Annotated in this window: 26 protein-coding genes; 12 read left to right on the top strand and 14 right to left on the bottom strand. The window is 67.5% G+C overall.

Going from position 1 to position 24,192, the window contains the following annotated elements; translation table 11 throughout:
* Positions 1–77 precede the first annotated feature (77 nt).
* Both cueR and ABL844_RS00275 read right to left on the bottom strand, forming a co-directional pair.
* Positions 78–479, bottom strand: coding sequence for a Cu(I)-responsive transcriptional regulator (gene cueR / locus ABL844_RS00270; RefSeq protein WP_369660200.1), 402 nt, complete (start codon positions 477–479; stop codon positions 78–80).
* A complete protein-coding gene (locus tag ABL844_RS00275) occupies positions 476–670 on the bottom strand; it encodes a heavy-metal-associated domain-containing protein (protein WP_126020754.1) in 195 nt (64 codons plus the stop codon). The genes cueR and ABL844_RS00275 overlap by 4 nt, the downstream gene beginning before the upstream one ends.
* 161 nt (positions 671–831) lie before the next feature.
* Between ABL844_RS00275 and ABL844_RS00280 the strand changes: the two genes are divergently transcribed.
* A complete protein-coding gene (locus tag ABL844_RS00280; protein ID WP_418130146.1) occupies positions 832–3,075 on the top strand; it encodes a heavy metal translocating P-type ATPase in 2,244 nt (747 codons plus the stop codon).
* 18 nt (positions 3,076–3,093) lie between these two features.
* Here ABL844_RS00280 and ABL844_RS00285 read toward each other — a convergent pair whose 3' ends face one another.
* From ABL844_RS00285 to ABL844_RS00305, 5 genes are read right to left on the bottom strand one after another with little or no spacing between them, the layout of a single operon-like run.
* Positions 3,094–3,576 carry an N-acetyltransferase family protein gene (locus tag ABL844_RS00285; RefSeq protein ID WP_418118595.1) on the bottom strand — a complete coding sequence of 161 codons (483 nt, stop codon included), beginning with the start codon at positions 3,574–3,576 and terminating at the stop codon, positions 3,094–3,096.
* 58 nt (positions 3,577–3,634) lie between these two features.
* Positions 3,635–4,765, bottom strand: a complete 1,131-nt coding sequence (locus ABL844_RS00290; protein WP_418130147.1) for a sterol desaturase family protein — start codon at positions 4,763–4,765, stop codon at positions 3,635–3,637.
* A gap of 33 nt (positions 4,766–4,798) precedes the next feature.
* Positions 4,799–6,082, bottom strand: a complete 1,284-nt coding sequence (locus ABL844_RS00295; protein WP_418130148.1) for a beta-ketoacyl-[acyl-carrier-protein] synthase family protein — start codon at positions 6,080–6,082, stop codon at positions 4,799–4,801.
* A complete protein-coding gene (locus ABL844_RS00300; RefSeq protein ID WP_126020746.1) occupies positions 6,079–6,375 on the bottom strand; it encodes a phosphopantetheine-binding protein in 297 nt (98 codons plus the stop codon). The genes ABL844_RS00295 and ABL844_RS00300 overlap by 4 nt, the downstream gene beginning before the upstream one ends.
* Before the next feature lie 34 nt (positions 6,376–6,409).
* Positions 6,410–7,270: an alpha/beta hydrolase gene (locus tag ABL844_RS00305; protein WP_184639069.1), complete on the bottom strand. Its 861-nt coding sequence runs from the start codon at positions 7,268–7,270 to the stop codon at positions 6,410–6,412.
* A gap of 137 nt (positions 7,271–7,407) precedes the next feature.
* Here ABL844_RS00305 and ABL844_RS00310 point away from each other — a divergent pair, with 137 nt between their 5' ends.
* Positions 7,408–8,097, top strand: a complete 690-nt coding sequence (locus tag ABL844_RS00310; protein WP_126020743.1) for a response regulator transcription factor — start codon at positions 7,408–7,410, stop codon at positions 8,095–8,097.
* A gap of 41 nt (positions 8,098–8,138) precedes the next feature.
* Positions 8,139–9,521 (top strand): sensor histidine kinase, encoded by a 1,383-nt coding sequence (locus ABL844_RS00315; protein ID WP_184639810.1) that lies wholly within the window; start codon positions 8,139–8,141, stop codon positions 9,519–9,521.
* A 4-nt stretch (positions 9,522–9,525) separates the two neighbouring features.
* Here ABL844_RS00315 and ABL844_RS00320 read toward each other — a convergent pair whose 3' ends face one another.
* From ABL844_RS00320 to gstA, 7 genes are all read right to left on the bottom strand, one after another.
* Positions 9,526–10,278: a VOC family protein gene (locus tag ABL844_RS00320; protein WP_418130149.1), complete on the bottom strand. Its 753-nt coding sequence runs from the start codon at positions 10,276–10,278 to the stop codon at positions 9,526–9,528.
* An 11-nt stretch (positions 10,279–10,289) separates the two neighbouring features.
* Positions 10,290–10,751, bottom strand: coding sequence for a GNAT family N-acetyltransferase (locus ABL844_RS00325; protein ID WP_418130150.1), 462 nt, complete (start codon positions 10,749–10,751; stop codon positions 10,290–10,292).
* Positions 10,748–11,233: a RidA family protein gene (locus ABL844_RS00330; protein ID WP_126020737.1), complete on the bottom strand. Its 486-nt coding sequence runs from the start codon at positions 11,231–11,233 to the stop codon at positions 10,748–10,750. The genes ABL844_RS00325 and ABL844_RS00330 overlap by 4 nt, the downstream gene beginning before the upstream one ends.
* Before the next feature lie 67 nt (positions 11,234–11,300).
* Complete coding sequence (locus ABL844_RS00335; RefSeq protein WP_418130151.1) at positions 11,301–12,404, bottom strand: alkene reductase; 1,104 nt, start codon at positions 12,402–12,404, stop codon at positions 11,301–11,303.
* 85 nt (positions 12,405–12,489) lie between these two features.
* Positions 12,490–14,319 carry an acyclic terpene utilization AtuA family protein gene (locus ABL844_RS00340; protein WP_418130152.1) on the bottom strand — a complete coding sequence of 610 codons (1,830 nt, stop codon included), beginning with the start codon at positions 14,317–14,319 and terminating at the stop codon, positions 12,490–12,492.
* Positions 14,316–15,059, bottom strand: a complete 744-nt coding sequence (locus ABL844_RS00345) for an enoyl-CoA hydratase/isomerase family protein (RefSeq protein WP_184639808.1) — start codon at positions 15,057–15,059, stop codon at positions 14,316–14,318. The genes ABL844_RS00340 and ABL844_RS00345 overlap by 4 nt, the downstream gene beginning before the upstream one ends.
* A 202-nt stretch (positions 15,060–15,261) precedes the next feature.
* Positions 15,262–15,870 carry a glutathione transferase GstA gene (gstA, locus tag ABL844_RS00350; protein ID WP_184639061.1) on the bottom strand — a complete coding sequence of 203 codons (609 nt, stop codon included), beginning with the start codon at positions 15,868–15,870 and terminating at the stop codon, positions 15,262–15,264.
* A 185-nt stretch (positions 15,871–16,055) separates the two neighbouring features.
* Between gstA and ABL844_RS00355 the strand changes: the two genes are divergently transcribed.
* From ABL844_RS00355 to ABL844_RS00395, 9 genes are all read left to right on the top strand, one after another.
* The gene (locus tag ABL844_RS00355) at positions 16,056–16,241 is read left to right on the top strand and encodes a DUF1328 family protein (RefSeq protein WP_126020728.1); all 186 of its coding nucleotides are present in this window, start codon (positions 16,056–16,058) and stop codon (positions 16,239–16,241) included.
* Complete coding sequence (locus ABL844_RS00360; RefSeq protein WP_418130153.1) at positions 16,241–17,128, top strand: transglutaminase-like domain-containing protein; 888 nt, start codon at positions 16,241–16,243, stop codon at positions 17,126–17,128. Before ABL844_RS00355 ends, ABL844_RS00360 begins: the two co-directional genes overlap by 1 nt.
* Before the next feature lie 172 nt (positions 17,129–17,300).
* Positions 17,301–19,244, top strand: a complete 1,944-nt coding sequence (mnmG, locus tag ABL844_RS00365; RefSeq protein WP_418130154.1) for a tRNA uridine-5-carboxymethylaminomethyl(34) synthesis enzyme MnmG — start codon at positions 17,301–17,303, stop codon at positions 19,242–19,244.
* The gene (gene rsmG / locus ABL844_RS00370) at positions 19,241–19,894 is read left to right on the top strand and encodes a 16S rRNA (guanine(527)-N(7))-methyltransferase RsmG (protein ID WP_418130155.1); all 654 of its coding nucleotides are present in this window, start codon (positions 19,241–19,243) and stop codon (positions 19,892–19,894) included. The genes mnmG and rsmG overlap by 4 nt, the downstream gene beginning before the upstream one ends.
* A gap of 125 nt (positions 19,895–20,019) precedes the next feature.
* Positions 20,020–20,634 (top strand): LysE family transporter, encoded by a 615-nt coding sequence (locus ABL844_RS00375; protein ID WP_369660187.1) that lies wholly within the window; start codon positions 20,020–20,022, stop codon positions 20,632–20,634.
* Between the two features lie 22 nt (positions 20,635–20,656).
* Entirely contained in the window at positions 20,657–21,577 is a 921-nt protein-coding gene (locus ABL844_RS00380; RefSeq protein WP_418130156.1) for a ParA family protein, read from the top strand.
* Between the two features lie 42 nt (positions 21,578–21,619).
* Positions 21,620–22,165 carry an RBBP9/YdeN family alpha/beta hydrolase gene (locus ABL844_RS00385; RefSeq protein WP_184639051.1) on the top strand — a complete coding sequence of 182 codons (546 nt, stop codon included), beginning with the start codon at positions 21,620–21,622 and terminating at the stop codon, positions 22,163–22,165.
* Positions 22,165–23,136, top strand: coding sequence for a ParB/RepB/Spo0J family partition protein (locus tag ABL844_RS00390; protein ID WP_418130157.1), 972 nt, complete (start codon positions 22,165–22,167; stop codon positions 23,134–23,136). The genes ABL844_RS00385 and ABL844_RS00390 overlap by 1 nt, the downstream gene beginning before the upstream one ends.
* 118 nt (positions 23,137–23,254) lie before the next feature.
* Positions 23,255–24,151 carry a CsgG/HfaB family protein gene (locus ABL844_RS00395; protein ID WP_126020711.1) on the top strand — a complete coding sequence of 299 codons (897 nt, stop codon included), beginning with the start codon at positions 23,255–23,257 and terminating at the stop codon, positions 24,149–24,151.
* Positions 24,152–24,192 lie beyond the last annotated feature (41 nt).

The following is a 24,192-nucleotide window of genomic DNA, read 5'->3' on the forward strand; positions in this document are numbered from 1 at the left end:
TTCGCCGGGCCACAGGTGTTGTCCCCGGCGAGGGGGTAGGCGAAGCGACACGAAGTGCGCGAAGCCTGGGGGAGTACCTAGTTCGCCAGGTCGTCGAGGATCGGGCATTCGGGGCGCGCGTCCCCGTGGCAGCAGTGCACCAGGTGCGCCAGCGTGCTGCGCATGGACTGCATGTCGGCGATGCGCTGCTCCAGTTCGCCAAGGTGCTTCTCGGCGATGCGCTTCACGCTCGAGCTGGCGCGGCGCCGGTTGTTCCACAGCCCGACCAATTCGGCGATTTCCTCCATCGAGAAGCCGAGGTCGCGCGAGCGCTTGATGAAGCGCAGCGTGTGGATGTCGGCCTCGCCGTACTGGCGATAGCCGCTTTCGGTGCGCGCCACCGCCGGCAGCAGGCCCAGGCTCTCGTAGTGGCGGACCATGCGGGCCGACACGCCCGAGCGCTGCGCGGCTTCGCCGATGGAAACCTGGCTCATCGTCATTGAACCGCGTACCCCGCGTTCTCAATCGCGGCCACGATGTCCTTGCGCGGCTGCTCGCTCAGCACGTCGACATGGCCCGTTTCCAGATCGACCGTGACCTGCGCTTCGGGATCCACCGTTTGCACCGCGTTCTGCACTGCGTTCGCGCAGTGGCCGCAGCTCATGCCCGTGACCTGGAATTTCTGGCTCATCGTGTTGCTCCTTGAAAGTAGCTGGTAAAGAGAAGTGGCGTGGCCGGCCTGACGACCGGGGAACCCGCAGTTTGAACCCTCTCACGATGTCAATGTCCAGCGCAGGGGCTCTGAATTTTTCCGCTTGACCTTGACATGGTGTGAGGCTTTAGCCTCGGCACATGGAAAAACTTCAGCTCCAGCAAACCCCCGGTACCGCCACGCTCGACCTGTCCGTCGGCGGGATGACCTGCGCCTCCTGCGTCATGCGCGTCGAGCGTGCCTTGAAGAACGTGCCCGGCGTGCAGGACGTGAGCGTGAATCTCGCGACCGAATCGGCCCGCGTGGTGACGTCCGGCGACGATGACATGGATGTCCGGCTGCGCCGCGCCGTGCGCGCCGCCGGTTACGAGCCTCGGGCCGCAAGCGAGGCAGCAGATGAAGCCACCCTCTCGCCCTGGGCCGGCTTCGCCCCGGTCGCCATCGGCCTTGCGCTGTCGATTCCGCTGATGGCGCCGATGCTGGGCGACCTCATCGGGCTCGACTGGATGCTGCCGCCGTGGGTGCAACTGCTGCTCGCGACGCCGGTGCAGTTCTGGCTGGGCGCGCGCTTCTATCGCGCGGGCTGGCATGCAGTGAAGGCGCGCACCGGCAACATGGATCTGCTGGTCGCACTTGGCACCAGCGCGGCCTTCGGGCTTTCGCTATGGCTCTGGTGGCGTGCGACCACCGGCGAGCATGCGGGCCACGGCATGGTGCCGCACCTGTACTTCGAGGCTTCGGCGGTGGTGATCACGCTGGTTCTGCTCGGCAAGTGGCTGGAGGCGCGCGCCAAGCGCCAGGCCACGTCCGCGATCCGCGCGCTGCAGCAATTGCGGCCCGAGGTGGCGCACCTGCTCGACGCACGCGGCAAGGAAAGCGACGTGCCGCTGGCCGAGGTGATGGTGGGCGACCGTCTCGCGGTGCGTCCCGGCGAGCGCGTACCGGCCGACGCGAAGGTGGTCGAAGGACATTCCGAAGTCGACGAATCGATGCTCACCGGTGAGCCGCTGCCTGTGGCCAAGGGCCCGGGCGATGCGCTGACCGGTGGCGCGGTGAACGGCGACGGCCGCATGGTCGTCGAGGTGAGCGCGGTCGGCGCCGAGAGCGTGCTGGCGCGCATCATCCGCCTGGTCGAGGACGCGCAGGCCGCGAAGGCGCCCATCCAGCGCCTGGTGGACAAGGTCGCCGCCGTGTTCGTGCCGGTTGTGCTGCTGATCGCGCTGGCCACCTTCGCGGGCTGGATGCTGGCGGGTGCCGGCATCGAGACCGCGCTGATCCATGCGGTGGCGGTGCTCGTCATCGCCTGTCCATGTGCGCTGGGCCTTGCAACGCCCGTGGCTGTGATGGCGGGCACCGGCGTGGCGGCTCGGCATGGCGTTCTGATCAAGGATGCGCGTGCCCTGGAGATCGCCCACCGCGTCGATACCGTCGCCTTCGACAAGACCGGCACGCTGACCATCGGCCGTCCGGTGCTCACCGCGCTGGTGCCCGTGGCCGGCGCCTCGGCCTCGCAAGACCAGTTGCTGGCCACCGCCGCGAGCCTGCAAGGCGGCAGCGAGCATCCGCTGGCCAAGGCCGTGCTGTCGGCCGCCGCGCAGCGCAACCTGCAGGTGCCAGCGCTGGGTGCGATGCAGGCTTCGCCGGGCCGTGGCGCGCGCGGCGAAGTCGAGGGCGTCCAATGGGCCATCGCCAGCCTGCGCTGGTGCCGTGAGCTCGATGCGATGCCAAATGCCGAAGAAGTGGAGCGCCTGCAATCGCAAGGCGCGACGGTTTCCGCGCTGCTGCGCTTCGACGAAGCCGGTGCCGCGCAGGTGCAGGCCCTGCTCGCCTTCGCCGACGAGCCCAAGCCACAGGCCGCCGAAGCCATCCGCACGTTGCGGGCGCGCGGCCTGCGGGTGGTGATGATCTCGGGCGACAACCTGCGCGCGGCGCAGGCCATGGCTGCACGGCTGGGCATCGCGGCTGAGGATGTGCGCGCCGATGTGCTGCCTGCAGACAAGGCCGCGCAGGTCGCCGCGCTCAGGAGCAACGGACATGTCGTCGCGATGGTCGGCGATGGCGCCAACGATGCACCCGCACTGGCAGCGGCCGATGTCGGCATCGCGATGGCGCCTTCGGGCGGCGGCACCGACGTGGCGATGGAAGCAGCCGGCATCACGCTCATGCGTGGCGATCTCGCGCTGGTCGCGCAGGCCTTCGAGCTTTCGGGCCGCACGGTGGCGAAGATCAGGCAGAACCTGTTCTGGGCCTTCGCCTACAACGTCGCCGGCATTCCGCTCGCCGCCTTCGGCTTGCTGAGCCCGGTGGTGGCCGGCGCGGCGATGGCGCTGTCGAGCGTGAGCGTGATGGCGAATGCGCTGCTGCTGCGGCGCTGGAAGCCCTGAGCCTGTTGCGCCTGCCGCTCAGTCGAGCAGCAGCGCCATGATGTGGTCGTCGATGGCCTGTGCATCCGTGGCGCGCTTGTAGAACCTGCGCAGCGTGCCTTCGCGTTCGAAACCGAGCTTTTCGTAGAAGCGCAGCGCCGGTGCGTTGTCGCTTTCCACGATGAGCTCGATGCGCCTGACGCCGTCCGCTTTCAGCCGCTCGATTGCATCCGTGACCATTGCCAGCGCGATGCCCTGGCCATGCAGTGCGGGGTTTACAGCCAGCGTGCCGAGGCTGGCCACGTGCCGCACACGGCCCGGGTAGCGCGAGGCGCGGTAGAAGCCGGCGATGTGGCCGTCGCGTTCGTAGACGAAGAAGTCGCCACCATCGAGCAGCTGCCGGTAGATCGGCTTGAAATCTTCCAGCGGCATCGGGTCGTAGCCCAGGTAGAGCACGACCTTCTCGTGCATGTAGAGGGCGAAGACGGTGTCGATGTCTTCGGAAGTGGCCAGCCTGCGCATGATGGGTGCCCCGCAACGGTGAAGGCGCCGAGCATAGCGGGCGGCGTATGCATGGCGGTCAGCCGAAGAGCAGTACCGCCGAGATGGCGAGAAGCGCTGCCTGCGCGCACCAGGCCCATCGCAGACGCAGCCGCGAATCGAGCACTGCGCCGATGGACCAGAAGCCGCCGACCGAGAGTGCAAGAAGCGTCAGCCCGGTGTGGAAGGCGAGATCGTCCGCGCGCCAGAGAAAGGCCAGCGTCACGCCGACCCAGCATGCGAAGTGGAGGGCGGCCGACGCGACCTGTGGACGCGTGAGCACGGGGGCGTGGATGTGCATGGCTTCTTCCAGCGAGAACGCGGGTTCCGGAAAGCGCGCAGCCACGTCGGCCGGCCGCCAGCCCGGCGGCTTGAACCACACGGCGATCTTGTCTTGCCAGCGCTTCGTGTGCCAGGCATCGCGCAGCAGCGGCATGTAGGGACCGAGGATCGCGCGCACCGGGTCGAAGCTCGCGAGCGCCTTGCGCGTGCCGTAGACGCAGCGTTCGGTTTCCTCTGCGAAGGTGCCGAACATGCGGTCCCACACCACGAGCATGCCGCCGTAGTTGCGGTCGATGTACTGGTCGTTCACCGCGTGATGCACGCGGTGGTTCGAAGGTGAGGAGAACACGCGGTCGAACCAGCCCAGCTTGCCGATGTGCTCGGTGTGGATCCAGAACTGGTAGACCAGCACGATCAGCCCCGCGAGCCCGAACTGCTCCGGCGGCACGCCGATCACCGCCATCGGCAGGTAGAAGGCCCAGCCGAGAAAGGCCACCGTGCTTTCCTGCCGCAGCGCGGTGGAGAAGTTGAAGTGCTGGCTCTGGTGGTGCACGGAGTGCGCGGCCCAGAAGACGGCCGACTCGTGCCCCGCGCGATGCAGCCAGTAGTCGAAGAAGTCGAACAGCAGCACCGCAGCGATCCAGCCCATGGCGCTGTCCCAGAAGGCGGGCCGCGTCCAGATCACGACCAGCGGATAGATCAGCGCGTAGAGGCTGATCTGGAAGAGCTGCGTGCACACCGAGAGCGCCTGGCTCAGCAGCCCCTGGCTCAGGCTGCCGATGGTGTCGCTGAAGCGGTAGGTGTTGCGCCGCTTCAGCCAGCCCCATGCGAACTCGCAGGCCATGAGCAGCGCGAACACCGGCACGACGAAAACAACCAGCCGGTGCACCGCGCGATTTTTCAGGAAGCGTTCAGTGAATCTTCAGCGATCGGACGCGCGGCCGGCCACGATGACGGCGTTGGTGCCGCCAAAAGCGAAGGAATTGGACAGTGCGTAACGCATGCCCTTGGCCTCGCGAGCCTCGCCTTGCACGAAGTCGAGATCGAAGGCGGCGTCGGGCGTCTGCAGATTGGCGATGGGCGGCAGCGCTTCGCGTGCCAGCGCGCGCAGCGTCGCGACGAGCTCGATCGCACCGCCGCCGCCGAGTACGTGGCCGTGGATGGCCTTGGTCGCGCTCACCGGCACGGTGTTGCCGAACACTTCGCGGATCGACGCGGCCTCGGCTGCATCGCCGGCCGAGGTGGCCGTGCCGTGCGCGTTGATGTGGCCGATCTCGGAAGGCTCGATGCCCGCGTCGCGCAGCGCGGCGCGCATCACGCGCACCTGGCCCGCGGTGTCGGGGTTGGTGATGTGCGTGCCGTCGCAGTTGGTGGCGTAGCCCGCGAGCACGAAGGGCGCGGCTCCGGCGCCGCGGGCGGCGGCGTGCGCTTCGGATTCGAGCACCAGCGCGGCGGCGCCCTCGCCGATGGCGAAGCCCGCGCGGTCGCCCGAGAAGGGGCGGCAGGCGGTCGAAGGCGCATCCGCCGGCGGCGGCGCCATCACGCGCATGGCGTGCCAGCTGGCCATCACGCCGGGCGTGAGCATGGCGTCGTGGCCGCCGACGATGGCGACGTCGATCCAGCCGCCGCGGATGGCGCGCATCGCTTCGCCGATGGCCACGGCCGAGGAGGCGCAGGCACAGGCATAGGCGATGGCCGAGCCGCGCGCGCCGAAGTGCAGGGCGAGCTCGGCCACGGCGGCGTTGGGCATCACGGTGAGCACGGTGGTCGGGCGCATGCGGCGCTGCTCGCCGTAGAGCGTGCTGGTGGTGTTGTCGAAGGTGCCGGCGCCCGCGAGCCCGCTGCCCCAGAAGATGCCGAGACGGTCGCGGTCGATGGTGTCGAGGTCGATCTTCGCTTCGCCGGCGGCGTCCTGCGCGGCGGCCAGTGCCATGGCGGTGCCGCGGTCCAGTGGCAGGCGGGAGGTGCTGCGTACGCCGTTCGAGTCGAAGTCGCAGGCGGCGACGGCGAGTGCCATCGGGTCCATGCCCTTGATCTCCAGCGTCTGCGCGCGCACGGCAGAGCGCCCCGCGAACAGGGCCTCGTCGAAGGCCTCCACGGTGCGGCCGATGGGCGTGACGAAGCCGATGCCGCTCACACGCACGGGTGCGGATGCGGCGCGCGCGGCGGAGGCCGCGAGCACGGAGTGAGCGGCGCCGCTGCTCATGCGGTTGCTTCGGCGGGCTGGGCCGCAACAGCGCCCGCGCTCTCCGCGTCGATCACTTCGCACAGGCGCTGCAGCGTGATGCCGGCTTCGCGCGGGTCGAGACGCTCTTCGGGAATGCGCAGGTGGAAAGCGTCCTCGACGGCGAAGACGAACTCCATCAGCGCGAGCGAGTCGAGGCCGAGGTCGGTCAGCGCGGTGGCGGGCGAGATGGCTGCGGGGTCGACGCGGAAGTCGGTCTGCAGGATCGCCGCGATGCTGTTGAAGGTGGGCGAGGAGAGATCGGAAGAAGACATGGAAATGCTTTCCTTTCGGACGTGGTCGAAGTTGTCAGGCGTACAGCGGATGCTCGGGCATCGTGCCATGCGCCACCGCGTCGACGAATGACACTGTTTCGCTCACGACCTGTTGACGATCGTTGTCGATGGTGATCATGTGGTAGCTGTTGGCGACCACGACGGCACGGAACGCTCGGCAGCGCAGGCCGCGCGCGAGGATGCCCAGGTTGGCCACGCTGGCCACCTCGTCCTGCTGGGCGTGCAGTGCCAGCACGTTGCCGCACTGCACGCCGTGCAGGTTGCGGCGCACATGGCGGATGAGCCTGTCGTGCTCGCGCAGGTGGCTCACGCCGATGACCGAGCTGCCTGCGCGCGAGATCTTGCGGTGGCGCAGCTCGCGCTCGATCCAGGCGCGCACGCGCTCGTTCTTCACGCCATAGGGCGGGCGTTCGCGGTATTGCCAGAGCCTGCCCAGCGGCGTGTAGAAGGCCAGCGGCAGCAGGAACTGCGTGCGCGGAATGGCCCAGCCGTCGAAGCGCAGCGTGGTCGACATGAGCACCAGCGCATCGACTTCGCTGCCGCAGCGGATGGCCGCGCCCAGTGCCAGCGAGGAGCCCGCCGAGATGCCGACCAGCATCACGCGGTCGTGCCGCTCGCGCAGCGACTTCACCTGTGCCTGGATCGCGTCGAGCCAGCGTTCGTACGGCGCCGCGCGCTGCATCGGCGCGCTGGCGTCGAACGAGTAACCCTCGATCGACAGCGGATGGACTGGATAGCCCCGGCTGCGCAGTGCGGACTGCACGGTCAGCAACTCGTCAGGCGTGCTGCATAAACCATGCAGCAGGACCACGGCGGTGCGCTGCACCTCCGGGGGAACCAGGCTCAGCAGATCGGAGGGTTCGCGCGCACTCATCGTGTGGCGCAGGCCATGAAAGTGGCCCGTGATTCATCGTGCTGTCGTATGCTCATGTTGCGTTTATCGCTTGGAGCGACTGACCGGCCGCTGACCCGTCGTTCGCAAGGCAGATTACCCCCAACCATTCAAAGACCATGCGAATTCTGCTTGTCGAAGACGACACCGTTCTGCGCGACGTGATGGTGCGCAGCCTTGCCGATGCAGGCCACCGTGTCGACGTTTCCACCAACGTGGAAGACGCCGATCACCTGTGGCGCGTGCAGCCCTTCGATGCGGTGCTGCTCGACCTCAACCTGCCCGCTACGGCGAGCCCGACCAGCGGCCTTGCGAGCGGCCTCACCGCGCTTCGGCAGGCACGCGCGCGCGGCGACCGCACGCCCGTGCTCGTGCTCACGGCGCGAGGGCGCACCGAGGAACGCATCGCCGGCCTCGACGCGGGTGCCGACGACTACCTCGGCAAGCCCTTCGACCTGGCGGAGGTCGAAGCGCGCCTTCGTGCACTGGTGCGCCGTGCCAAGGGCACGGAAGACATCGTGCTGCTGGGCCAGCTCAAGCTCGACCGCAAGGCACGCCGCTTCTCCACCGCGAGCGGGCCGCTCGACCTGCCCGCGCGCGAGTTCGAGGTGCTCTGGGAGCTCATGAGCCCGCCGGGCCGTACGGTGAGCAAGCGTGCGCTGTCCGACAAGCTCTCCAGCTTCGACGAATCGCTGGGCGACAACGCGCTCGAGGCCTTCATCTCGCGCCTGCGCAAGAAGCTGCAGGGCACGGGCGCGAGCATCCGCACGCTGCGCGGCATCGGCTACCTGCTCGAAGCCGAGGTGTGATCGACGCCGGTCCGCGCGTGAACGGGCAGCAGCAACAGACCATCGCCGAATCGCAGCCGGCTGCGGTGCGCGCGCCTTCGCTCACGCAGCGCGTGCTGCGCAACGTGCTGGTGCCGCTGGCGCTCACGTGGATGGTGGGTGCGGTCATCGCGCTGGTCATCGCCAACTACTTCTCCGAACAGGCCTTCGACCGAGGCATGCTCGACGACGCCTATGCGCTGTCGGCCAACGTGCAGGCGGGCGAGCGCGGCATCGAGCTGATGCTCACGCCGCGCGAAGTGGCCACCGTGCTCTTCGACCAGGTCGACAAGGTGTACTTCGCGGTGCAGCGGCTCGATGGCTCGCTGATCTCCGGCCAGGCGGGCCTGCAGGCGCCGCTGCCGGTGGACGGCTCGCGCTACCGCTTCTCCGACGTGAACTACGAGGGCAGCACGCTGCGCGCGGTGGTGCTCGAGCATGACGCCGAGCCCGACATCAGCATGCCCTATCGCGTGATCATTGCGCAGACCACGCTGAGCCGCGCCGCGCTCGTGCGGCAGCTGCTGGGCTATGCGCTCGCGCCGCAGATCGTGCTGCTGATACTGCTCGCGATATGGCTCTGGTACGGCATCCGCAGCGACCTGCGGCCGCTGGGCGACCTGCAGCGCGCGCTCGACCGGCGCGACGTGCGCGACCTCTCTCCGGTGGCGGTGGCGCAGACTTCGCGCGAGATCCAGCGCCTGGGCAATGCGGTCAACTCGCTGTTCGAGCGCCTGGGCAACAGCGTGCAGGCGCAGCGCGAGTTCGTCGGCAACGTGGCGCATGAGCTGCGCACGCCGCTGGCGGGCATCCGCGCACTGGCCGAATACGGGCTGGCGCAGCAGGACACCCATGTGTGGCGCGAGCAGCTCGAGCGCGTGTCGGAGCGGCAGGCGCGCGCCAGCCACCTCATCGACCAGTTGCTGGCGCTCGCATTGGCCGAGGAGGCCCGCACCGAGCTCAAGCGCGTGCCCGTGCGGCTCGACGTGCTGGCCGAGCAGACGGTGCTTCGGCACCTGGGGCGTGCCGATGCGCGCGGCGTCGACCTGGGCGCGCGCGGTCTCGACGACGTCGTGGTGGTGCAGGCCAACGAGGCGCTGGTCGAGGGCATCCTCGACAACCTGATCGACAACGCGCTGCGCTATGGAGGCCGCACCATCACCGTCGAACTCGCGGGCCACACGCTGAGCGTGATCGACGACGGGCCCGGCATTCCGCTCGAAGCCCAGCGCGCCTTGATGCAGCGGTGGGCGCAAGGCCCTGCAGGAGAGAAGCTGGGGCAAGGTTCCGGGCTGGGCCTGTCGATCGTCTCGCGCTATGCGGAGCTGCTGGGTGCCGAGCTGCGGCTCGAAGCGGCGGAGCCCACGGGCCTGCGGGTGAGCGTGGCGTTCGGTGAAGTCGCCTGAGCGCTCAGGCGAGCGGCGTGCCCTGGTGGAAGGCCATGCGCCAGCGGCCCGCGCGCCGCTTCCATAGCGAGCTGCGCAGGGAGTCGGCCGCCGGGCGCTGTGGAATGGCTTCGCGGCGCGCGCGGTAGGTGACCAGCGCCACATCGGGGGCCATGCGCAGCACGCGGAAGTCCGAGATCGTGCGTTCGGAGAAGGCTTCGTCGCGCAGCGCCTCGATGATGGCGGCGCGTGTCCATACAGTGCCCGAGACGCCGAGCTCGTGGAAGTCGTCGTCGAGCAGTTCTTCCAGCCGTGCAGCGCTCGCGCGCACCTCGCGCAGATGCAGCGCGCCTTCGAGCTCCAGCAGCAGCGCTTCGAGTTCCTTGCCCGGCGCGGCCTCGTAGAGTTCGAGCGGCAGCCCATCGGGATCGGCGAAGAAGGTGAAGCGCCGGCCGGTGTATTCGTCGATGCGCAAGGGCTCCACCGCAATGCCCTGCGCCGCGAGTTCGTCGGCGGCGGCTTGCACATCGTGCACTTCGAAGGACAGGTGCCGCAGTCCCTGTGCCTCGGGCCGGGTAGGCCGCGCGGGCGCGCCGGGGAAGGAGAAGAGCTCGATCTGCGAGCCGTCGGGCAGGGCGAGATCGAGCTTGTACGAATCGCGCGCGGCGCGGTAGTTCTCGGCCACCACGCGCAGGCCCAGCACCTCGGTGTAGAAGCGCTTCGACACCGCGTAGTCGGCGCAGATGATGGCGACGTGATGAATGCGTTCCAGCTGCATCGCAGAAGATCTCACTTCAACGGCTTGCGCATGAACACGCGGGTGCGCTGCGCGAGCGCGAGGCGCTTGTATTCGACGTAGCCGATGCGCTCGTAGAGCGCGCGGTTCTCGGTCATCTTCTCGTTGGTGAAGAGATGGATGGAGTCATGGCCCTGCCGTAGCGCCTCCTGTTCCGCCAGTTCGAGCAACGCGCGGCCCACGCCCGTGCCCTGCTGCGCGGGGCGCACCGCGATCACGTCGATCAGGAAGCCCTCTTCGGTGATGTCGAGCACCAGCGCTGCGACGATGCGCTTCTCCTGTTGCGCCACCCAGACCTGCGCGTTCGCGATCGCCGCGCCATAGTCCTTCGTCATCGGAATGGGCATGAGGCCGAGGCGCGGAATGTAGTGACGAAAGGCTTCCACGGCGCATTCGGTGATGGCCGTGGCATCAGCAGCATCGGCACGCCGCAGTGCCCAGGGCGTGGTGCTCATGCGTCGAACTCCACCTCGCCTTCGATCTCCACCGGAATGTTGAAAGGCAGCTCCGCCATGCCCACCGCGCTGCGCGAATGCGCTCCGATGTCGGGGCCGAAGACTTCGAGGATGAGATCGGAGAAGCCATTGATGACGGCCGGCTGTTTGTCGAAGCCCGGTGCGCAGGCGACCATGCCGAACACGCGCGTCCATGCGGTGATGCGGTCCAGGTCGCCGAGAGCGCGCTGCAGGCTGCCCAGCATTGCGAGCGCGGTGAGCCGCGCGGCGGTGTAGCCCTGTTCGACGCTCAGCTCGCGGCCCAGCTTGCCCAGCGGCGCGGCGATGGTGCCGTCGGCATTGAGCGGGCCATGGCCCGAGATCAGTGCGCGCCGGCCGACGATGCGCACGAACCGGAAGGGCAGCACGACGCCGGGAGGCGGCGTGACTGCGGGTGGCAATACGAGGCCTGAATCGGCCAGTCGTTGCGCGATGCGGGCCATGGCATTTCCTTCCTTGCTGGCGGCGGACGAACGGGTCCGCCGCATCTTGCCATGGCCGCTTCCGGCTTCAGGCCAGCGCCGGATAGTCCGTGTAGCCCTTGGCGCCGCCGCCGTACATGGTGGCCTTGTCGAGCGGATTCAGCGGCGCGTTCTCGCGCAGGCGGCGCACGAGGTCGGGGTTGGAGATGAAGGGCTTTCCGAAGGCCACGAGGTCGTCGCCTTCCTTCAACGCTTCCTCGGCCAGCGGCTTGTCGTAGCCGTTGTTGACCATCCATGCGCCCTTGCCGCCGGCTTCGCGGTACGCGGCCTTGAGGGCCTCGTAGTCGAAGGGGCGGTCCTCGATCTCACGCGGGCCGCCGGTGGCGCCTTCGATGATGTGGATGTAGGCCAGGCCGAGCGTGGCGAGCTGCTTCCCCACGTAGTTGAAGAGCGGCTGCGGGTCGCTGTCGTGCGCGTCGTTGGCGGGCGTGACGGGCGACAGGCGGATGCCGGTCTTGCCGCCGCCGACGGCGTCGACCACGGCGCGCGTGACCTCGAGCAGCAGGCGGGCGCGGTTCTCGATGCTGCCGCCGTAATCGTCGGTGCGCTTGTTGCTGCCGTCCTTCAGGAACTGGTCGAGCAGGTAGCCGTTGGCGCCGTGGACTTCCACGCCGTCGAAGCCTGCGGTTTCCACGGCGCTGCGGGCGGCAACCGCGTAGGAGTGGACGATGCCCGGCAGTTCGCCGGCGTCCAGCGCGCGCGGCTCGGAGGTGTCGACGAAGGTGGGCACGCCGTCCTTGATGAGCACGGTCTTGGTCTTGGCGGTGATGGCCGAGGGGGCGACGGGCTTTCCGCCACCGGGTTGCAGTTCGTTGTGCGAGACGCGGCCCACGTGCCACAGCTGCACCACGATCTTGCCGCCCTTGGCGTGCACGGCTTCGGTCACGCGCTTCCAGCTGTCGAGCTGCTCGGTGCCGTAGAGGCCGGGCACGTCGGAGTAGCCCTGGCCCTGGTGGCTGATGGCGGTGGCTTCGGTGATGAGCAGGCCCGCGCTGGCGCGCTGCGCATAGTAGGTGGCGGCGATGTCGGGCGGAATGGCGTTCGGCGAGCGGTTGCGCGTGAGCGGCGCCATGACGATGCGGTTGGCGAGCTTCAGGTCGCCGGCCTGTACGGGGTCGAAAAGGGTGGACATCGTGCGATCGAAAGCAGAGTTGATACGGGGCGCAAGGCTAAGCGCGCCGCCTCAACCCTGCTGTCGCACGGTTGACGGATTGGTGCTAGGCGAGCAGTGCCAACAGTGCCGGGCTCACGCGCACCGGCATGGCCAGCAGGATCTGGCCCATGCCCTTGCCGAGCGGATCGTTGCGCAGCGAGGCCATGCCGCCGCCGCCCAGCGCCTGCTCGCAGACGAAGTTGAAGGCGTCGATGCCGGGCACCTCGTAGCGCGTGATTTGCCCCTTGACGAGGTGCGCGAGCCATTCGGCCACGCGCGCTTCGGTGAGCTGCTCGCGCAGCAGCGGCAGCAGGGCAGGGTGGCGCGCGATGACGCCGATGTTCGAGGTGTCGCCCTTGTCGCCGCTGCGGGCCCAGGCCAGGCGCAGCAGCGGTACTTCGATATTGTCGGCATCGGAAGCGGTGATCCCCGTCTTGATGGCTCTGGCAGGCGAAGAGGTGGGCTTGGCCACCTCGGCTGGCGACGGGACTTGGGGGCGGGGAACATCGATGCGCTTTCCATCGATAACCACCGATGCCTCGACCAGTGATTTGTCGAGCAGGAACGCGTACTGACGGATCGATGGGGAAACCGAGGCGCGTCCGCCACCCGCGCCGGTGGTGCCCGGGGCCCACGATGTACCGGCCGGAGCGATCTCACGCGCGAACAGTTCCAGGGCTTCTTTGCGCGGGTGCGTCACCGCAAGCCGCAGCACCGCTTCGCGCGTCTGTGATGCGCGCGCGTGCGGTCCGTAGCAGGACTCCGCGCCCAGCACTTCGAGCTGCGTGCCGCTGTAGGGGCCAAGGCCATGCTGCGAGAAAAGCGCGCCGGTGCGCGCGAGGATGGCTTCGCCCGTTCGCTTCGCCTTCGCCACAGCGTCGAAGCCCACGATGGTGAGCTGCGCCGCCGTCTTGAAGCCGTCGACGTAGGTGGCGCTGACCTTGTAGCTCGCAGTCGGTGCATGGCCGCGAGCGCCGTGCACGCGCACGCGGTGCTCGCCGGCCTGCTCGATGCGCACCTGCGTGAAGTCGGCCACCACGTCGGGCAGCAGGTAGGCGGCGGGGTCGCCGATCTCGTAGAGCATCTGCTCGCCCACCACCGCGGGCGTGACCTTGCCGCCGGTACCCGCGGGCTTGGTGACGACGAAGCTGCCGTCGGCGCTGCATTCGACGATGGGGTAGCCGATGTTGGGCCAGTCGGGCACGGTGTCCCAGTCGGTGTGCAGGCCACCCGTGGCCTGGCAGCCGCATTCGATGATGTGGCCGGCGAGGCTGCCCGCGGCGAGCAGGTCGAACTCGTTCGGCTGCCACTCGAATTCATGCATGAGCACGCCGAGCGTGACGGCCGAGTCGACACAGCGGCCGGTGATGACGACCTGCGCGCCCGCATCGAGCGCGGCCCTTATGGGCTGTGCGCCGAGGTAGGCGTTGGCGGTGAGCACGCGCTCGGGCAGAGCGGCGCCGCTCTGAAGTTCGCGCACCGGCGGCTGCGACTTGCGCAGCCCGGGCAGCAGCGGCGACACGTCGTCGCCGCTCACCACGGCGATCTTCAGTGCGATGCCCTGTTCGGCCGCGAGCGCGGCCAATGCATCGGCGCAGCCTTGCGGGTTGACGCCGCCCGCGTTGCTCACCACGCGGATGCCCTGTTCCACGACGTCTTTCAGCACGGCCTTCATCGCCACCGAGACGAAGTCGGTGGCGTAGCCGAGCTCCGGCTTCTTGAGCCGCGCGCCCGCGAGGATCGACATGGTGAGTTCGGCGAGGTAGTCGAACACGAGGTAGTCGATCCGGCCGCTGGCCACGAGCTGCGGCGCGCCCACGCTGCTGTCGCCCCAGAAGCCCGAGGCGCCGCCGATGCGGACGATGCGTTCGTCGATGGTGCCGCTGCCGCTCATCGTCCGCTCCACTGCGGCTTGCGCTTCTCGCGGAAGGCGAGCTGTCCTTCGGCCGCGTCCTCGGTGAGCGCGAACAGGCCGATCTGGCTTTCGGTGAAGGCCATCGATTCCTCGAAGGCCATGGCCTCGATCTTCTTCATGGTGTAGAGGCCGCGGCGGATGGCTGCGGGCGACTTGTCGAGCATGCGGCCGAGCAGCCAGTCGACGCTCTCGTCGACGTCGTCGCTCACGCGGTTGACCAGATTCAGTTCCAGCGCCTGTGCCGCGTCGATGGGCTCGCCGGTGATGCACATCTCGGCCAGCACGCGGCGCGGCAGCAGGCCGCCGAGCACGCTGAGCACCTGCGCGGGAAAGAGGCCGACCTTCACTTCGGGCAAGCCGAACACCGCGTGGCTGCTGGCCACCGCCATGTCGCACATCGCCATGAGGCCCATGCCGCCCGCCATGCAGGCGCCGTTGACGCGCGCGATCAGCGGCACGGTCGACTGCCGGGCCTGGCGGAAGAGGTTGGCGAAGCCCTGGTAGGGCGCGGCGTAGTCGAACTTGAAGGAGGTGCCGCTCTGCAGGTCGGCGCCCGCGCAGAAGGCACGTGTGCCTGCGCCGGTGATGACTACCGCGCGCACCGCGCTGTCGTTGTTGGCACGTGCGATGGCATCGCCCAGGCCGGCGAGTACGGCGCCGCTGATGGCGTTGCGGCGCTCCTCGCGATCGATGGTGAGCCACATGACGGGCCCGCGCATCTCTTCGCGCAGTTCGGCGGGTGGAGGGGTTTCGGTCAAGGCGAGATTCCTTCTTCGGTCTTCCGGGAGTTCTTTTCTCTCTTGCCCGTAGCGTCGCCCGAAAAAAAAGCCGCATCGTGCGGCTTGTGGCTGAAGCGGTTCGGGTTTTCCCTGAAGGGTTCCGATCCGCTTGCTTCTTCTGAACGCTTTTGCGTGCTTCGGCTTACTTCAGAAGACCTTCGGCCTTCATCGCTTCCTGCACGGCGGGGCGGGCACCCACGCGGGCATGCCAGGCCAGCAGGTTGGGGAAGTCGGAGATGTCCACGCCCGTGGGCTTGGTCCAGTTGGTCACGGTGAACAGGTAGCCGTCGGCCACGCTGAAGTGATCGCCCATCAGGTATTCCTTGCTGGCGAGTTCGCCGTCGAGCCACTGGAAGCGCGACTTGAGCTTGTCCTTGAAGATGGTCTTGGCTTCCTCGGGCATGTTCGGGTTGAACAGCGGGCTGAAGCCCTTGTGCACTTCGGTGCCGATGAAGGTCAGCCATTCCTGCAGGCGGTAGCGCTGCATGGTGCCGGCGGCCGGCGCGAGGTTCTTGGTGGGGGCGAGGTCGGCGATGTACTGGAGGATGGCGGGGCCTTCGCGCAGGCGGGTGCCGTCGTCGAGTTCGAGCATCGGCACGTAGCCCAGCGGGTTGATGCCGTAGTAGTCGGTGCCGTCCTGCAGCTTGTGGCTCTTGGTGCTGGCCAGAACCGGTTCGACGGCGATGCCCGCTTCATGCAGCGCGATGTGAGGGGAGAGCGAGCAGGCGCCGGGCGAGTAGTACAGCTTCATTCGAGAACTCCAGTGAATGTCGAGGTTGGTTGGATTTTTTGGGTAAACCGCAGCGGATGCTAGCGGGTTTGGAGGCGTCGCGTTTTTGTCCTACGGCTGCACGCGCGGGGCGACTATCGGGCTGGAAGACGGCGCTTCCTAAGCTGCGTTCCACGGCGGGCAGGGCCTGCTGCAAGGAGAAACGCATGTTGAAGTACGCCATCATTTTTGCAGTCATCTCGCTCGTGGCCGCGCTGCTCGGCTTCGGCGGCATCGCGGCGGGTGCGGCCGGCATCGCCAAGTTCCTGTTCGGCCTGTTCCTGGTGCTGGCGCTGCTGTTCGTGGTGCTGGCGGTGCTGGGCGTGGGCGCGGTGAAAAAAGCGATCGACTGATGCACCTCTCGCACATCGAGGCGCAGCTCGACTACGAAGTTGCCGCCCCGGCGCACATGCTGCTGAACATCGAAGCAGCGCGCTCGGGCATGCAGAGCGTGGTCGGGGAGGAACTGGTCGTGAAGCCGCCGACGCCTTTGCGGCTTTTCTGCGACGAGGGAAGCGGCAACCGCTTCGTCCGTTTCGATGCGAAGCCGGGGCCGCTGAAGATCGCCTACAAGGCCAGCGTGAGGCGCGCCCACGTGGTGGTGCCGAACGACCTGGCCGAGATGCCGGTGACCGAGGTGCCCGACGAGGTGCTGCACTACATGATGCCGACGCGCTACTGCGAGTCGGACCTGATGTCGCGCTGTGCCCAGCAGCTCTTCGGCGACCTGCCGCCCGGCATCGGCCGGGTGCAGGCCATCGTCGACTGGATCCACGACAGCATCACCTACGAGCCGGGCAGCAGCGACTCGACCACGACCGCGCGCGAGGTGTTCGTGGAACGCGCGGGCGTGTGCCGCGACTTCGCACACCTGGGCATCACCTTCTGCCGCGCGCTGAACATTCCGGCGCGGCTGGTGGTCGGCTACGTGTGGTTCGACGAGCCTCCGCAGGATTTCCATGCCGTGTTCGAGGCGTGGCTGGGCGGGCGCTGGGTGCTGTTCGATCCGACCCGCATGGCGCCGGTCGACCGTCTGGTGCGCGTGGGTACGGGGCGCGACGCGAAGGACGTGGCCTTCTGCACGATCTTCGGCGACGTGCGGATGACCGGGAAGAAGCTCGTCGTGCGCGAGCTGCAGGACGAGAGCCTGCAGCCGTCGATGCCGCCTTCGCCCACCGGCGAGATGATGGGCATCGAGAAGCCGGTGCCTTTGGGACAGGTCGACGAAGCCGCGGCCTGACGGATTCATTTGCTATAAAAAATATAGCAAACTATCAAGCGACGGCCTTGGAAGCAGCCCTTAGGCGTCGCTCTCCAAGCTTATCCACACAAGGGACGCAAAAGGGTCGCGCCGATTAAAATTGGTGCCCCTTTTGCGCCGCGCACGCGTCAGTTGTGCGCTCCCATTCCAAATGCTGTACCCCGAAGAATTCGACGTGATCGTCGTCGGCGGTGGCCATGCCGGCACCGAGGCCGCGCTCGCCGCCGCGCGCATGGGCGCCAAGACGCTGCTGCTCTCCCACAACATCGAGACGCTGGGGCAGATGAGCTGCAACCCGTCGATCGGCGGAATCGGCAAGGGCCACCTGGTGAAGGAGGTCGATGCGCTCGGCGGTGCGATGGCGATCGCGACGGACGAGGCCGGCATCCAGTTCCGCATTCTCAATTCGAGCAAGGGTCCGGCCGTGCGCGCCACGCGTGCGCAGGCGGACCGGGTTCTGTACAAGGCGGCCATCCGCCACCGGCTGGAGAACCAGCCGAACCTGAGCCTGTTTCAGCAGGCGGTCGACGACCTGATGGTGGAGGGCGATCGCGTGGTCGGCGCTGTCACGCAGGTGGGCATCGCCTTCCGTGCGCGGACCGTGGTGCTGACGGCGGGTACTTTTCTCGATGGGCGCATTCACGTCGGACTCGACAACTACCAGGCCGGGCGCGCTGGCGATCCGCCGGCCGTCAGCCTGTCGGCGCGGCTCAAGGAGCTGAAGCTGCCGCAAGGCCGGCTCAAGACCGGAACGCCGCCTCGGCTCGACGGCCGCAGCATCGATTTCTCGAAGTGCACAGAGCAGCCGGGCGACGGCATGCCCGGTGGGGCAGGGCCGATGCCGGTGTTCAGCTTCATGGGCCGCGCGGACATGCATCCGCAGCAGATGCCCTGCTGGATCACCCACACGAATGCGCGCACGCACGAGATCATCCGCTCGGGCTTCGACCGCAGCCCGATGTTCACCGGCAAGATCGACGGCGTCGGGCCGCGCTATTGCCCGAGCGTGGAAGACAAGATCAACCGCTTTGCGGACAAGGAAAGCCACCAGATCTTCCTTGAGCCCGAAGGCCTGACGACCAACGAGTACTACCCGAACGGGATCTCGACCAGCCTGCCGTTCGACATCCAGTACCAACTGGTTCGCTCGATGCCGGGGCTGGAGAATGCACACATCCTGCGGCCGGGCTACGCCATCGAGTACGACTACTTCGATCCGCGCGAGCTCAAGAGCAGCTTCGAGACGCGTTCAGTCAAGGGCCTGTTCTTCGCCGGGCAGATCAATGGCACCACCGGCTATGAGGAGGCTGCGGCCCAAGGCCTATTCGCCGGCATCAATGCCGCGCTGCAATGCCGTGGCGAAGATGCCTGGCTGCCGCGTCGCGACGAAGCCTATCTGGGCGTGCTTGTCGACGACCTGATCACGAAGGGCGTGACCGAGCCGTACCGCATGTTCACCAGCCGCGCCGAGTTCCGGCTGCAGCTGCGCGAGGACAACGCCGATATGCGTCTGACCGAAACCGGTCGGAAGCTGGGCCTGGTGGATGACGCGCGCTGGGATGCTTTCAGCCGAAAGCGCGATGCTGTTTCACGTGAAACAGAGCGACTCAAGTCGATCTGGGTGAACCCACGAAACCTGCCGGCGGCCGAGTCGGAGCGGGTGCTGGGCAAGGCCATCGATCACGAATACAACCTGGCCGACCTGCTGCGCCGGCCCGACGTAAGCTATGAAACGCTGATGACGCTGGATGGCGGCAAGTACAGCGCCCAGGCTCCGTTGAGCGAAACCGAGATCGAGCAGATCGAGATCTCGGCCAAGTACTCCGGCTACATCGAGCGCCAGCACGACGAAGTGGAGCGCGCGGCGCACTTCGAGAACCTGAAGCTCCCGGCCGATTTCGACTACAGCCAAGTCAAGGCGCTGAGCTTCGAGGTGCGACAGAAGCTCAACAAGCACCGGCCGGAAACGCTGGGACTGGCTTCGCGTATCTCCGGTGTGACGCCGGCCGCCATTTCCCTGCTGATGATTCATCTGCGAAAGGGCGGCCATAAGGCCTTTGCCCGCGACGCTGCAACGGAAGCTGCCGCCGAATGACGGCGCCGATCGACACGCTGCGCGCAGGCGCGGCCGACATGGGCGTGGCGCTGTCCGATTCCCAAGCCGAGCGGCTGCTGGCCTACGGCACGCTGATGCTCAAGTGGAACAAGGTCTACAACCTCACGGCACTGCGCGATCCGGCTAGCGTGCTGACGCACCACCTGCTCGACAGTCTCGCGGCGGTCGCGCCGCTGCGGCGCGAATGGGCAGGGAAGGGGAAGCTGCTGGATGTGGGTTCCGGTGGCGGCTTGCCTGGGGTGGTGATCGCGATCATGCGACCCGATCTTGAAGTGAGTTGCCTTGATGCGGTGGCCAAGAAGGCCGCCTTTGTCCAGCAGGTCGCAGCTGAACTGGAACTGCCGAACCTTCGCGGGCTGCATGCCCGGGTCGAATCGCTGGTCGGCAGCTATGAAATCATCAGCTCCCGCGCCTTCGCATCGCTGCCCGATTTCTTCAACGGCTCGATGAATCTGCTCGCACCCGGCGGTGTTTGGCTCGCCATGAAGGGCAAGGTACCAACCGACGAACTCGCTGTATTGCCCAAGGGCGTGTCTGTGTTTCACGTGGAACAACTGACGGTTCCGGGCTTGGATGCCGAGCGCTGCATCGTCTGGGCACGCAAGGCTCCCGCCGAAATCGGCGCCTGATTCACGAAAAGAGGGGGCGACACCGGTAAAAGCCGGTGTCCGAACGATCTTCGCGGCAGTGTGCTCGCTTAGACTCGATGCCTCCCTCTGGTCTCCTTCCCGGCTCGCTTTTTCGAGGCAAACCCATGTTCGGCATCGCTGACTACGGCGCATTCGTCGCCGCCATCATCCTGTTCCTCTTGATTCCCGGCCCGGGCAATCTGGCGCTGATCACCTCGACCAGCAAGGGCGGCATCCGTGGCGGCCTCGCCGCGACGGCCGGAGTGATCGTCGGCGACCAGTTCCTCCTCTGGGCAGCGGTGGCCGGCGTGTCGGCCGTCATGGCTGCCTACCCGGCTGCGTTCAAGGCAGTGCAATGGCTGGGCGCAGCCTATCTGGCCTGGATGGGCATCAAGATGCTGATGGCGAAGCCCGGCTCGGCCCCGATCCTCAACATCAAGCCCAGCCACTTCATGCGCCAGGCATTCACGATCACGCTGCTGAATCCGAAGGCGATCGTGTTCTACATGGCCTTCTTCCCGCTGTTCGTGGACCCGGCCCGGCACCAGGGCGTGATCACTTTCGGCGCGATGGCCGTGACCATCGCCGCGCTGACCTTCCTGTACGGCCTGACCTCGACGCTGCTCACGCACTTCCTGGCCGAGCGCATCCGCGCGAATCCCCGCATTTCCACCACGCTCGAAAAGCTTGCCGGCAGCTTCCTGATCGCCTTCGGCGTCAAGCTCGCAATCTCGCGCTGATCGATCGACCCCCGGTACTCACATGGCCAAGATTTTCTGCATCGCCAACCAGAAGGGCGGCGTCGGCAAGACCACCACCACCGTCAATCTCGCCGCCGGTCTGGCAAAGGTAGGCCAGCGCGTGCTGATGATCGACCTCGACCCGCAGGGCAATGCCACCATGGGTTCGGGCATCGACAAGCGCGAGCTGGAGTTGACGGTGTACGACGTGCTGCTCGAATCGGCCTCGGTGGCCGAGGCGCGGGTCAAGGCCGACAAGCTGGTGGAAGGCGGTTGCGGCTACGACGTGCTGGGCGCCAACCGCGAGTTGGCAGGTGCCGAAGTCGAAATGGTTGCGCTCGACCGCCGCGAGAAGCGCCTGCGCACCGCGCTGGCAGCCGTCGGTGCCGAGTACGACTTCGTGCTGATCGACTGCCCGCCCAGCCTGAGCCTGCTGACGCTGAACGGGCTGTGCGCCGCCCACGGCGTGATCGTGCCGATGCAGTGCGAGTACTTCGCGCTCGAAGGCCTGACCGACCTGGTCAACACCATCAAGCAGGTGCATGCCAACCTCAACAAGAACCTGCAGATCATCGGCCTGCTGCGCGTGATGTTCGATCCGCGCATCACGCTGCAGCAGCAGGTGAGCGAGCAGCTCAAGTCCCACTTCGGCGACAAGGTGTTCGACACCGTCATCCCGCGCAACGTACGGCTGGCCGAGGCGCCGAGCTACGGGCTGCCTGGCGTGGTGTTCGACCCGGCCGCGCGCGGCAGCCAGGCCTTCATCGCCTTCGCGCAGGAACTGGTCGACAAGATGCCGCCCGCGAGCGCCTTTGCCTCCGGCGCGGTGGCTCCGCCGATCGCACCGGTTGCGCGCATTACGCCGGACCTGCCGATTCCCGACGACGTCATGGCGCCGGCCGCCGCGCCGGCTACCGATTCGGCAAGTGAGAACAATGCCTGACGGCCGCTTGCGACCCGCAGGATGCTATCAAATCCGTAGCAAATGACAGAGCCTCGCATCCTGCTGTTGCCCGGTTGGCAGAACAGCGGCCCCGGCCATTGGCAGACCCGCTGGGAATCGGTCCATGGCGATCACCGCGTCGAGCAGCACGAGTGGATGCGCCCGCTGCGTGGCGACTGGTCCGCGCGGCTCGAAGAAGAAGTGCTGGCGTCGCCCGGCCAGGTGGTCTTCGCGGCGCACAGCCTGGGCTGCATCCTCGTTGCCGCCTGGGCCGCGCATTCGCGCAACACGCACAAGGTGCGCGGCGCGCTGCTGGTCGCACCCGGAGACGTGGAGAGCGACAACCTGCGCCAGCAGATTCCCGGCTGGGCGCCCATCGTGCGCGAGCCGCTGCCGTTCCCGGCGGTGCTGATCGCCGCCAACGACGACCCTTACTGCGAAGCCTCGCGCTCCCGCCAGCTTGCCGCCGACTGGGGCGCGCGCTTCGTCGATGCCGGCGCGGGCGGTCATCTGAATGCCGAATCGGGCCTGGGCGACTGGCCCGAGGGCCGGAAACTCCTGAACGAAATCTCGAAAGAAAAGAACTGATGGCGACCAAGAAACCCAAGGGACTGGGCCGCGGCCTCGAAGCGCTGCTGGGCCCGACGGCCGCCCCATCCGCCGACAACACAAGCGGCGGCAGTGGCAGCGTCAACGATGCGGAGGAGGGCGGCGCGCAACGCAACCCGAGCACGCTGATGCTCGACCAGATGGTCGCCGGCGTGTACCAGCCGCGCACGCGCATGGACGAGGGCGCGCTCTACGAGCTGGCCGAGAGCATCAAGGTGCAGGGCATCATGCAGCCGATCCTGGTGCGCCGGCTCGATCCCGAATCGGCCGCGGCCAAGAACGCCGAGTACGAAATCATCGCGGGCGAGCGGCGCTTCCGTGCCGCGAAGCTCGCCGGCCTTGACAGCGTGCCAGTGCTGGTGCGCGACGTGCCCAACGAGGCCGCTGCGGCGATGTCGCTCATCGAGAACATCCAGCGCGAGGATCTCAATCCGCTCGAAGAGGCCCAAGGTTTGCAACGCCTGGTGACCGAGTTTGGGCTCACTCACGAGCAGGCCGCGCAAGCCGTGGGCCGCTCGCGCAGTGCGGCCAGCAACCTGCTGCGCCTGCTGAACCTGGCCGAGCCCGCGCAGCAGATGCTGATGGCCGGCGACATCGACATGGGCCATGCGCGCGCGTTGCTGTCGCTGGACCGCGGCACGCAGATCACGGCCGCCAACCAGATCGCGGCCAAGAAGATGTCGGTGCGCGAGGCCGAGTCGCTGGTGAAGAAGCTCGCGGCCGAGTTCACGCTCACGCCTTCGCGCCGCAGCAACGATGGCGAGAAGTCGCGCGACCTGCTGCGCGTGGAAGAAGAACTGGCCGACCTGCTCACGGCCGAGGTCGAGGTCCGCATCAAGAAGCGCACCAAGCGCGGCGGCCGCATCGAGGAAAGCGGCGAGCTCGCGATCCACTTCGGCTCCATCGAGGCGCTCAACGGACTGATCGAACGCATCCGCCGAACGGCCTAGTGTTGTGAATCGGGGCTCCGGCATTCGTTTGATTGATTCCTGCAATCCTTTGCGCGTATCCTCGACCGCTGGTTTTTCCAACCCCAGTTCTCTGAACAAACAGAGGGAGTAGTCCACCATGCAGCTCACCAGGTTTCCGCTCGCGGCCATCGCCGCCGGCGCACTTCTTCTCACCGGTTGCGCCACGACCGACATGCAAATGGGCAGCCAGTCGGCCAAGACCATGGCCACCGGCAGCGCGGCGGGTGGCGCCACCGACAACGCCAGCAGCCAGCTCGAGCGCTGCGAATCGCCGCTCGGCACCGTCTCCCTGATCGAGAACCAGAACGCGGGCTGGTACACCATCCTCACCGGCGAATACCGCCTGCCTCCCACTGCCAACCTGCTGCGCCTGCTGGTGCAGCAATCGAACTGCTTCATCGTGGTCGAACGCGGCGCTGCAGGCATGAATGCCATGACGCGCGAACGCGCGCTGATGCAGTCGGGCGAAATGCGCGGCGGCAGCAACTTCGGCCGCGGCCAGATGGTCGCTTCCGATTACGGCCTGTCGCCCGAAATCGTGTTCAGCAACAGCGACGCTGGCGGCGTCGGCGGCGCGCTCGGCGGCCTGGTGGGTGGCGGCCGTGGTCGTGCGCTCGCAGCCCTGGGCGGCAGCATGCAGACCAAGGAAGCCAGCGCGATGTTGACCCTGATCGACAACCGCTCCGGTGTGCAGGTCGCCGCTTCCGAAGGCAGCGCCTCCAAGACCGACTTCGGCGCCTTCGGTGCGCTGGCCGGCCGCAGCGCGGGCGGCGGCCTCGGCGGCTACACCAACACGGCACAGGGCAAAGTGATCGCCGCGGCCTTCATGGACGCCTTCAACCAGATGGTCCGCTCGCTGCGCAACTACAAGGCGCAGACGGTGCGTGGCCAGGGCCTCGGCGGCGGCGGCCGCCTGGGCGTGGACGGTGGTGCGGCTCCCTCGCAGACCTACGTGCCGGCAGAGAAGGCACCAGCCCGTCGCCGCAGCAACTGATCGATCGATCGGTCATCGCACAACAAAAAGCCCGGCGGCTC

The sequence above is a fragment of the Variovorax sp. 278MFTsu5.1 genome, assembly GCF_048305045.1.
Taxonomy (GTDB): domain Bacteria; phylum Pseudomonadota; class Gammaproteobacteria; order Burkholderiales; family Burkholderiaceae_C; genus Variovorax; species Variovorax guangxiensis.

Bases quoted from the DNA above. Each gene is read 5' to 3' on its own strand.
- ABL844_RS00295 (WP_418130148.1), bottom strand. From the start codon at position 6,082: ATGAGCAGCGGCGCCGCTCACTCCGTGCTCGCGGCCTCCGCCGCGCGC.
- ABL844_RS00345 (WP_184639808.1), bottom strand. From the start codon at position 15,059: ATGCGCGGGCCCGTCATGTGGCTCACCATCGATCGCGAGGAGCGCCGC.
- gstA (WP_184639061.1), bottom strand. From the start codon at position 15,870: ATGAAGCTGTACTACTCGCCCGGCGCCTGCTCGCTCTCCCCTCACATC.
- ABL844_RS00325 (WP_418130150.1), bottom strand. From the start codon at position 10,751: ATGAGCACCACGCCCTGGGCACTGCGGCGTGCCGATGCTGCTGATGCC.
- ABL844_RS00330 (WP_126020737.1), bottom strand. From the start codon at position 11,233: ATGGCCCGCATCGCGCAACGACTGGCCGATTCAGGCCTCGTATTGCCA.
- ABL844_RS00380 (WP_418130156.1), top strand. From the start codon at position 20,657: ATGGCCAAGATTTTCTGCATCGCCAACCAGAAGGGCGGCGTCGGCAAG.
- ABL844_RS00280 (WP_418130146.1), top strand. From the start codon at position 832: ATGGAAAAACTTCAGCTCCAGCAAACCCCCGGTACCGCCACGCTCGAC.
- ABL844_RS00285 (WP_418118595.1), bottom strand. From the start codon at position 3,576: ATGCGCAGGCTGGCCACTTCCGAAGACATCGACACCGTCTTCGCCCTC.
- ABL844_RS00360 (WP_418130153.1), top strand. From the start codon at position 16,241: ATGCACCTCTCGCACATCGAGGCGCAGCTCGACTACGAAGTTGCCGCC.
- mnmG (WP_418130154.1), top strand. From the start codon at position 17,301: ATGCTGTACCCCGAAGAATTCGACGTGATCGTCGTCGGCGGTGGCCAT.
- ABL844_RS00300 (WP_126020746.1), bottom strand. From the start codon at position 6,375: ATGTCTTCTTCCGATCTCTCCTCGCCCACCTTCAACAGCATCGCGGCG.
- ABL844_RS00275 (WP_126020754.1), bottom strand. From the start codon at position 670: ATGAGCCAGAAATTCCAGGTCACGGGCATGAGCTGCGGCCACTGCGCG.
- ABL844_RS00395 (WP_126020711.1), top strand. From the start codon at position 23,255: ATGCAGCTCACCAGGTTTCCGCTCGCGGCCATCGCCGCCGGCGCACTT.
- ABL844_RS00355 (WP_126020728.1), top strand. From the start codon at position 16,056: ATGTTGAAGTACGCCATCATTTTTGCAGTCATCTCGCTCGTGGCCGCG.
- ABL844_RS00335 (WP_418130151.1), bottom strand. From the start codon at position 12,404: ATGTCCACCCTTTTCGACCCCGTACAGGCCGGCGACCTGAAGCTCGCC.
- ABL844_RS00310 (WP_126020743.1), top strand. From the start codon at position 7,408: ATGCGAATTCTGCTTGTCGAAGACGACACCGTTCTGCGCGACGTGATG.
- ABL844_RS00385 (WP_184639051.1), top strand. From the start codon at position 21,620: ATGACAGAGCCTCGCATCCTGCTGTTGCCCGGTTGGCAGAACAGCGGC.
- ABL844_RS00390 (WP_418130157.1), top strand. From the start codon at position 22,165: ATGGCGACCAAGAAACCCAAGGGACTGGGCCGCGGCCTCGAAGCGCTG.
- rsmG (WP_418130155.1), top strand. From the start codon at position 19,241: ATGACGGCGCCGATCGACACGCTGCGCGCAGGCGCGGCCGACATGGGC.
- ABL844_RS00320 (WP_418130149.1), bottom strand. From the start codon at position 10,278: ATGCAGCTGGAACGCATTCATCACGTCGCCATCATCTGCGCCGACTAC.
- ABL844_RS00340 (WP_418130152.1), bottom strand. From the start codon at position 14,319: ATGAGCGGCAGCGGCACCATCGACGAACGCATCGTCCGCATCGGCGGC.
- ABL844_RS00375 (WP_369660187.1), top strand. From the start codon at position 20,020: ATGTTCGGCATCGCTGACTACGGCGCATTCGTCGCCGCCATCATCCTG.
- cueR (WP_369660200.1), bottom strand. From the start codon at position 479: ATGACGATGAGCCAGGTTTCCATCGGCGAAGCCGCGCAGCGCTCGGGC.
- ABL844_RS00305 (WP_184639069.1), bottom strand. From the start codon at position 7,270: ATGAGTGCGCGCGAACCCTCCGATCTGCTGAGCCTGGTTCCCCCGGAG.